Here is a 7,707-nt window from a genome sequence, read left to right as displayed (position 1 = left end):
GCGCCATGATGCGCGGGTCGGGCAGCTGGCCCGGCGCCAGCGCRGCCGGCGCCGGCATGGTGAAGGCCGGCACGAAGTTGCCGGCCACGTCCTTGGGCCGGTTGCCTTGCGGGCACAGCGCATCGGGAATGGCCTGCGGATCATTGGGGTTGGTCCGCGGCAGGCACATGGGGAAGCCGGTGGCGCTGCGGATGGTCGGGTTGTCAGGATCGAGCGTGAAGCGCTTGTCGGGGCTGCCCGCGCGCCCGTACTTCCCGTCGGGATCGTTGATGCGCACGCGCGTGCCCGGATTGCCGGCCGACAGCACGTTCTGCGGCACGCCGGTGGCAAGGTCGAGTGTCAGCTTGCCGCCCACGTACATCTCGCCGGCGGCGTAATCGATGTAATTGATATAGCCCGCGCCGGCATTCAGGTCCTGTTGCGACAGGAAGATCAGCCCGGCGATATAGGTGTCGCCGACGCGATTGCCGATCACGTGCACCTCATACGTGGTCAGCGGCTGCGGCGAGTCGGCGAGCGCCATGCCGCTCGACACGCCCGTGTAGGGTGCCGGCGCCTGGTCGAACAGCTCCTTCCAGGTCAGCGCGTTCGCCGGAAGCATCACGATGGTGTGGTCCGGCACGACCACCACGTGGCCATTGACCTTGAGCTTGCCGCCGGTGACGGCGGTCGGGTTCGGCCCGTTCAACGTGGCCTCCTGCAGGAACCCCACGATGTCGAACTGCGATGCCGTGCCCGGCGGCGGCAGCTGCGCCAGCGCCTGTTGCTGCCAGCACAGCTGCACCAGGAGCAGGATCGTCGCCAGCCAGGCCCCGAGCCGCCGGTACGCCAGCCGCTCTCGCGTCGTGCGAAGCGCTGCACGTGCCGCCCCGTGCCGCCTAGTCATGTCAATCGCGTCGTTCATGATATTGCCCTCCACTTATCGTCACCCTGGCGCGCCCGGTCGGGCGCCACCGCCCGCCCCCGGGCCCGTCGACTTGCCTCGCGCCGCCGGCAGCATCGCCGCCACCGCGCTTGCTCACAGACCCAACAAGCCTCCTTCGATCCCCGGTTGCCAAGGTTGCGGGCACGCGCCGCTTGCAAGCCGCGGCGCTTGTGCCGATGACTACGCCATGTTCCGCACCGCGTGCGCAATCTGCTGCGGCGCCGTGAGCGCGGGCATCATGCACCAGCGGTCGAGCGGCTCGTTGCCGATGCTGAGCATGCCGGTATGGCGCGACAGCAGCGCGTCCTCCGCCGGATCCGAGTCGTAGAAGCCGAGCCTGCGCCTGACCAGGTCCATGTCGGCGCGCCGGCCGGTCAGGAACGTCCAGCCGGGCCGGATGCCGTACTGCCGCGCATACGCCTGCAGCGCCGCGGGCGTGTCGAGCTCGGGCTGCAGCGTCAGCGAGACCAGGTGGATGTCATGACCCACGCGGTGGCCGAGCGCGGCCTGCACCGCCATCAGGTTGGCCGTGTTGGGCGGGCAGATGCCGGCGCAGGCGGTGTACATCATGTTGAAGACGACGAGGCGCCCCTTGACGACGTCGTCGTAGAAACGCACCTTGCGCCCGTCGTGCGTCTCGAACATGACGTTGGGAAAATAGCCGGCCCGCGGGCCGTGCCTGGCGGCAACGGCCAGGCCGCGGGCGCTCGCCGCCGCCGGCAGCAGCGCCGCGCCGCACAGGGCTTTCAGGAGGGTTCGCTTGGAAGACATGTTGTCGTGCTCCGCCATGGTTTTGGTCGTGCGTGCGTTCGCTCTGTGTACCGGGCCGTGTATCGCGTCGTGCGTGCCGTTCGCCGGATCAGGGCACGATGTCGAAGCGGATCATCATCGCGTGGTCCTCGTGCTGGCCGTTATGGCAATGCATCATGTATTTCCCCTCGTAGTCGCGGAAGCGGATGAACAGCTTCACCTCTTCGCCGGGCCCGATCACATACACGTCCTTGCGCCCGCGCTCATGCGGCGGCGGCGCATTGCCGTTGCGCGACAGGATGCGGCCTTCCTCGAAGTGGATATGGACCGGATGTGACCAGTTGCCCTTGCCGCGCAGCACCCACACCTCCTCGGCGCCGCGCCGGGGCGTGGCCGCCGGCCGCGTGACGTCGAACAGCTGCCCGTTGACGGTCCAGCCGCCGTTGGATCGGTCGAACTCCCACACGCGGGTCGGCAGCTTCTTGAGCTGCGCGGCCGTCGGCATCGGCGGCACCTCGCGCAGCGTGGCCGGCACGCGGCTGGCATCGGGCACCCTGGGATCGGCCCGCACATCGAAGCGCAGGATCTGCGTGCCCGGCGACAAGCGCTTGTCGCTCGGGCCACGCCCGTCGGTCTGTTCGAGGCGGTTGACCAGGAACAGCTGGCTGCCGATCGGATAGCGGGAGAAATCGATGACGATGTCGGCGCGCTCGGCCACGCCCATCCGGATCGATTTCATCGCCAGCGGCGCCGGCAGCAGGTTGCCGTCGTTGGCCAGGTAGGTGAACTCCTGGTCGACGCCCTTGTAGGTCAGGTAGAACTCGTAGAAGCGCGCCGGGCCGCCGTCGAGCAGGCGGAAGCGGTATTTGCGGCGCTCCACTTCGAACAGCGGCTGGATCTTGCCGTTGACGCAGAACTTGTCGCCGAGGATGCCATCCGAATTGAACGGATCGAAATAGAGCATGCCCTTGGCGTCGAACTGGCGGTCCTGGATGACGAGCGGGATGTCGTAGACGCCAACCCCGCTGGGCAGGCGCAGCGCATTGGGATTGGGGTCGTTCTCGTTGCCCGAATCCAGCTCGTCGAACAGCAGATAGAAGCCGCTGAGGCCGCGGTACACGTTGGGCGCGGTGAAATCGAGCCGGTGGTCGTGGTACCACAGCGTGCCGAGCGCCTCGCGGGAGTCGCCATGCGTCGCGGCATAGGCATCGTACCCGGCATAGCAGTTCGGGTAGAGATGGTCCTTGTATCCGCCCGGTGCGCTGAGCGTGGGGCCGGCCTTGCCCGCGCTGTAGTAGTCGCCGGTGAAGCCGTCGCTCTCGGAGGCGGTGTGCAGGTTGTGCAGGTGCGTGCTGATCTCCGGCGAGCCGAACCCGATATGGTTCGCCGGCAGGTCGTTGTGGATGCGCACGACAATGGGCTCGTTGTACCGGGCCACGAAGGTCGGGCCCGGCACGAGGCCGTCGTAGCCCCAGACCGGCTGCGTCGGCAGGTCGCGGTGGAACGAGTGCAGCGCCTGCCTGACGCGCAGCTCGTAGAGCCGCTGCGCGGTGAAGTCGGCCCAGCGCTGGTGTTCCGCGCGGCCGCATTCGCCGGCGCCGGGCACGCGCTGCGCCGCCGGGACCAGTGCCGGCACCGGCTGCTTGACCGGCGGCACCGGCAATACCTCGATAAAGGGCCGTGTCGCCGGGCTGCCACGCGAATCGCCGCCGTCCTTGGCCAGCGCGCCTTGCGTACCCAGTCCCTCTCCAAGCACTGCCGCTGTCGCGCCGGCCGCTGCCCGCCCGAAGAATGCCCTTCTATTTTCCCGTTTATTTTCCCGCCCACCCGATTTACTCATTTTTTTACCATCCTGTTTTGATACCATTTTCTCCGGACGAGCGCACCCCTGCCGCCCAGCAGCCTCCCTTTAATTACGTGGAATGACCTGTTCCGCGGCGGCGCTAATTAGAGCCGGCGGAACCATTGACTTCGGTGCACCAACCTGGGGTTTTCCGCAGCTTGGATGGTTAAAAATGACAAGACCCCGAACCGGCACGGCGTAATCGCCCGTGACGGATTCATACACGTCTGATGCCGCATGGCATGCTCTCCCTTGATCCCCCCCCGGGGCTTTCCCTGCAGGCGTTGCCGGATGGCGCTTGCGCCGCCGGCCGGAGCTTGACGCCCCATTCGAGAACCGTTTGCATTTTCGTTTTTATTAAAATAAAAACTAATGCCGGTTTCTTCGCTTCGCCCTTTTTATTAGCTCGCGAGACACCGGTTTCCCACCGGTTTGCGCGAACGCCTAATAATTTATTGATTGTGCCTGACCACGCTATCATGCAGATGGATGAGCAATGTGTGGACATTTCAATATGGCGGCCTCTAGTTGCATCCAGCGTGGCCAGACACCAATATCCGCAACGGAATAATCTTTTCAACCTTGTAACAGCGCCTGTCATTCATCCCACAGGATGGTCCGCCCCATCTTTTCTTTTGGATTATCCCCGTGCTAATCTTTTGCCATGTTGGTGAGGAGCTGACATGAGCCCAATAATAAAAATTCTCATCTCTTTTTCGATTGGCCAGACAGGCTATGGCTATTCGGGAGCGGGGTATGCCGCAGACATCTACCGCTCCGAGGGACCGGACGGGGAGGTGCGCTTCGCCAGCCAGCCACTCGACAAGAGCTACCGGCTCTACCTGCGCGGCGAAACGCCGCGCGCCGCCGTGCCGGGCAAGGCCGTCGCGTCTCGCGCTGGCGCGCGCCCCGACAACGGCTCCGCGCCGGCGGGCCTGCGCGACCTGCCGCTGGCGGCGCTGGTCGAGCAACTGTCGGCGAAGCACGCCGTGGATGCCGCCCTGGTCAAGGCGGTGATCGAGGTCGAATCCAGGGGCAACCCCGCCGCCGTCTCCGCCAAGGGCGCCACCGGCGTCATGCAGTTGCTGCCGTCGACCGCGGCCATGTACGGCGTCACCGAGCTGTCCGATCCCGCGCAGAACATCGAGGCCGGAGTCCGCCACCTGAAGTATCTGCTCGACCTGCACGGCGGCAACGTGGCGCTGGCGCTGGCCGCCTACAACGCCGGCGAGGGCGCCGTGGCCAGGCACGCCAGGCGCATCCCGCCGTACCGCGAAACCATGCTCTACGTGCCGGCCGTGCTCGCCCGCATGCAATCCAGCCGCAACCAGGCCAAGCCGTGAAGGACGCCATGAAAGACGCCACGAGAGCCGCCATGAATACGCATCCGCACCGCCACCCCGGCGCCGGCTTCACGCTGCTCGAATTGTTGATCGTGGTGGTCATCATCGGGCTGCTCGCGGCCTACGTCGGGCCGAAGTACTTCTCGCAGCTCGGCAAGTCCGAGCGCACCATCGCCAAGGCGCAGATCGACGCGCTGGAGAAGGCGCTCGACACCTATCGCCTGGACGTAGGGCGCTATCCGAGCACAGAGGAAGGCCTCGTTGCGCTGGTGAGCAAGCCGGGCGGCGGCTCGCAGTGGAACGGCCCGTACCTGAAGAAAGCGGTCCCCGCCGATCCGTGGGGACACCCGTATCAATACAAGTCGCCCGGCACCGCCGGCGAGATCGAGATCCGCTCGTTCGGCAAGGACGGCCAGGCGGGCGGCACCGGCGACAACGCCGACATCACCAACTGAAGACGGAACGGAACACCGCAGCAGGGCATGCACCGGGCGCCTTGCCAGACAAGAAAACAAAGCGCCGCGCGTGGGCAACGGCGAGCCAGCCGTGCCCAACTGAGCTCGCGGCGACAGGGGAACACAGGGCCACCGGCAACGCCGGGGCGCCTGCCGCAAGACGCGGCGGAACGGGTCCGGCGCGAAGACAAAGACAAACCCTAGCGGGTCGGGGGTGACATGAAGCCAACCATATCCAGTTTCCACAAGGGCAGCCGGTATTGCCTCCGGCCGGCGGCGAACGCGCACTGGCGCGCGGGATGCGCACGCACCGTCCCGGCGGGACGCGCGTGCATGCCCGCCAGCAAGGCACGCTGCTAGGCACGCCGCCCTGCACCGCGCGCCAATGCGCGGCGCAGGCAAGGCTGTCCAGGCGTCGAGGCGCGCCGAGCCCCGGGGAACCCCGCGTTCCCCGCTGGCCAGGCACCGCCGGTACCGGAAGTCGTGGAGACAACACCATGCAGTTTGATGTGCGCGCCCTCTCAGCGGACCACCTGATGGTCCGCCTGCGGCTTGACGCCCGTGACGAAGCGGACGTGCGCAGCCAGGTGGAGGCGCGCGGGCTCTATCCCGCTGCCGTCATCCCGGTGCGCGCGCACGCGGGCGGGCCGCGCCTGCCCGGCCGGCGCGGCCGCTTCTCGGTGGCGCTGTTCAGCCAGGAACTGCTGGCCCTGCTCAATGCCGGGCTGAGTCTCGTGGAATGCCTCGAAGCGCTGCAGGAGAAGGAAGGCAATGCGGCATCGGCCGATATCCTCGCGCAGTTGCTGGCCGGGCTGCGCGAAGGCAAGCGCTTCTCGCGGGTCCTGGCCGAGCGGCAAGGCGTGTTCCCCCCGCTCTATGTTGGCATCGTGCAGGCGGCGGAGAACACCAGCGACCTGCCGCAGGCACTGGGCCGCTACGTGGACTACCAGCAGCGCCTGGACGCCGTGCGCGGCAAGCTGACCAGCGCCGCGATCTACCCGGTGATCCTGCTGATCGTGGGCGGCGCCGTGAGCGCGTTCCTGATCGGCTACGTCGTGCCGCGCTTCGCGGAGGTGTACCAGGGCGCGGGACGCAGCCTGCCGTGGCTGTCGCAGCAACTGCTGGCCTGGGGGCAGTTCGCCGGGCGCCACGGCACGCTGCTGGCGCCGGCGGCGCTGCTCGGCGCCGCGGCGCTGTGGCTGGGGGCGCGCCGGCTGCTGGCCCGCCACGGCATCGCCGCCCTGCTGGCATGCCTGCCCGGCCTCGGCGAATGCGTGCGCATCGTCGGGCTCTCCAGGCTCTACCTGACGCTTGGCATGCTGCTCGAGGGCGGCATCAACATCGTCGCCGCCATCGACACCGCGCAGGCGATGGCCGCGCCGGGCGTGCGCGGCAATCTCGGCGCGGCGCGGCTGGCCATCCAGTCCGGGCTGCCGCTGTCCGAAGCCTTCGAGGCACAGGGACTCACCACGCCCGTCTCGCTGCGCATGCTCCGTGTCGGAGAGCGCAGCGGCGAGCTGGGCGCCATGCTGACGCAGTCCGCCAATTTCTACGACGGCGAAATCGGCCGGTGGATCGAGCGCTTCATGCGGATGTTCGAGCCGCTGCTGATGGCCGCCATCGGCCTGATCGTCGGCACCATCGTCGTGCTGCTCTATATGCCGATCTTCGACCTTGCCGGGGGCCTGACATGAACGCGAACGCCGATCCGCAGATCGTCATCGATGCGGCGCTGCTGCAGCAGGCGCGCAGGCAGGCGCAACGCTCGCAGCGCCCGCTCATCAGCGAGCTCGAAAGCCTCACCGGGGCCGAGCCACGCGACCTCGTGCGCAGCCTGGCGCAGGCGTTCGGCCTGCAGGTGCTGGAGACCGCGCAGATGCTCGCGCTGGCGCCGGTCTTCGACAAGCTGCCGCTGTCCAAGGCCATGCAGCGCCGCTGCGTGCTGCTGCGCGACGACGGCGGCCACAGCGTGGCGGTGATCGCCGACCCGTTCGATACCGACCTGCACACGTGGCTCGAGGCGCGCGCAGGCATGCCGGTCGAGTACCGGCTCGCCTTGCAGGCCGACATCCAGGCCTACCTGTCGAAGCAGGAAGAGACCGTGCGCGCGGTGGACGCCATCGTCGGCAGCGCCGACGGCGAGGCGCACGGCAGCCGCACCGCCGCCGTGCTGTCGTTCGCCGCGCTGTCCGAGGCGGCCAGCCCGGCGGTCAAGCTGGTCGACTCCACGCTCTACGACGCGCTCAAGGCCGGCGCCTCCGACATCCACCTCGAGTGCACCGCGCAGGGCCTTGCCGTGAAATACCGCATCGACGGCGTGCTCGACCATGCCGCGACCGCCCATGGCGTGGAAATCGCCGAGCAGGTGATCTCGCGCCTGAAGATCATGGC

General features: G+C 67.6%; 7 protein-coding genes. 4 read left to right on the top strand and 3 right to left on the bottom strand.

Annotated features, from left to right (window positions below; translation table 11 throughout):
* The 3 genes from AC1DO7_RS37445 to AC1DO7_RS37435 all read right to left on the bottom strand — a co-directional run.
* Nucleotides 1–904 (bottom strand): hypothetical protein (locus tag AC1DO7_RS37445; RefSeq protein ID WP_477117312.1); only part of this gene is annotated, 904 nt, incomplete at its 3' end.
* Nucleotides 905–1,105: 201 nt separating this feature from the next.
* Nucleotides 1,106–1,696, bottom strand: coding sequence for an SCO family protein (locus AC1DO7_RS37440; RefSeq protein WP_441618333.1), 591 nt, complete (start codon nt 1,694–1,696; stop codon nt 1,106–1,108).
* A gap of 88 nt (nt 1,697–1,784) precedes the next feature.
* Nucleotides 1,785–3,431 (bottom strand): multicopper oxidase family protein, encoded by a 1,647-nt coding sequence (locus AC1DO7_RS37435; protein WP_441650045.1) that lies wholly within the window; start codon nt 3,429–3,431, stop codon nt 1,785–1,787.
* A 770-nt stretch (nt 3,432–4,201) separates the two neighbouring features.
* Between AC1DO7_RS37435 and AC1DO7_RS37430 the strand changes: the two genes are divergently transcribed.
* From AC1DO7_RS37430 to AC1DO7_RS37415, 4 genes are all read left to right on the top strand, one after another.
* A complete protein-coding gene (locus tag AC1DO7_RS37430) occupies nt 4,202–4,861 on the top strand; it encodes a lytic transglycosylase domain-containing protein (protein ID WP_441618329.1) in 660 nt (219 codons plus the stop codon).
* 32 nt (nt 4,862–4,893) lie between these two features.
* Nucleotides 4,894–5,316: a type II secretion system major pseudopilin GspG gene (gene gspG, locus AC1DO7_RS37425; protein ID WP_441618327.1), complete on the top strand. Its 423-nt coding sequence runs from the start codon at nt 4,894–4,896 to the stop codon at nt 5,314–5,316.
* Nucleotides 5,317–5,813: 497 nt separating this feature from the next.
* Nucleotides 5,814–7,010: a type II secretion system F family protein gene (locus AC1DO7_RS37420; RefSeq protein WP_441618325.1), complete on the top strand. Its 1,197-nt coding sequence runs from the start codon at nt 5,814–5,816 to the stop codon at nt 7,008–7,010.
* A partial coding sequence (locus AC1DO7_RS37415; RefSeq protein WP_477117311.1) for an ATPase, T2SS/T4P/T4SS family occupies nt 7,007–7,707 on the top strand: 701 nt, incomplete at its 3' end. The genes AC1DO7_RS37420 and AC1DO7_RS37415, both read left to right, overlap by 4 nt.

The sequence above is a fragment of the Cupriavidus sp. 05N40 genome, from assembly GCF_056397305.1.
Note: the sequence above shows the minus strand (reverse complement) of the source record. Positions and strands in the feature narration are given on the sequence as shown.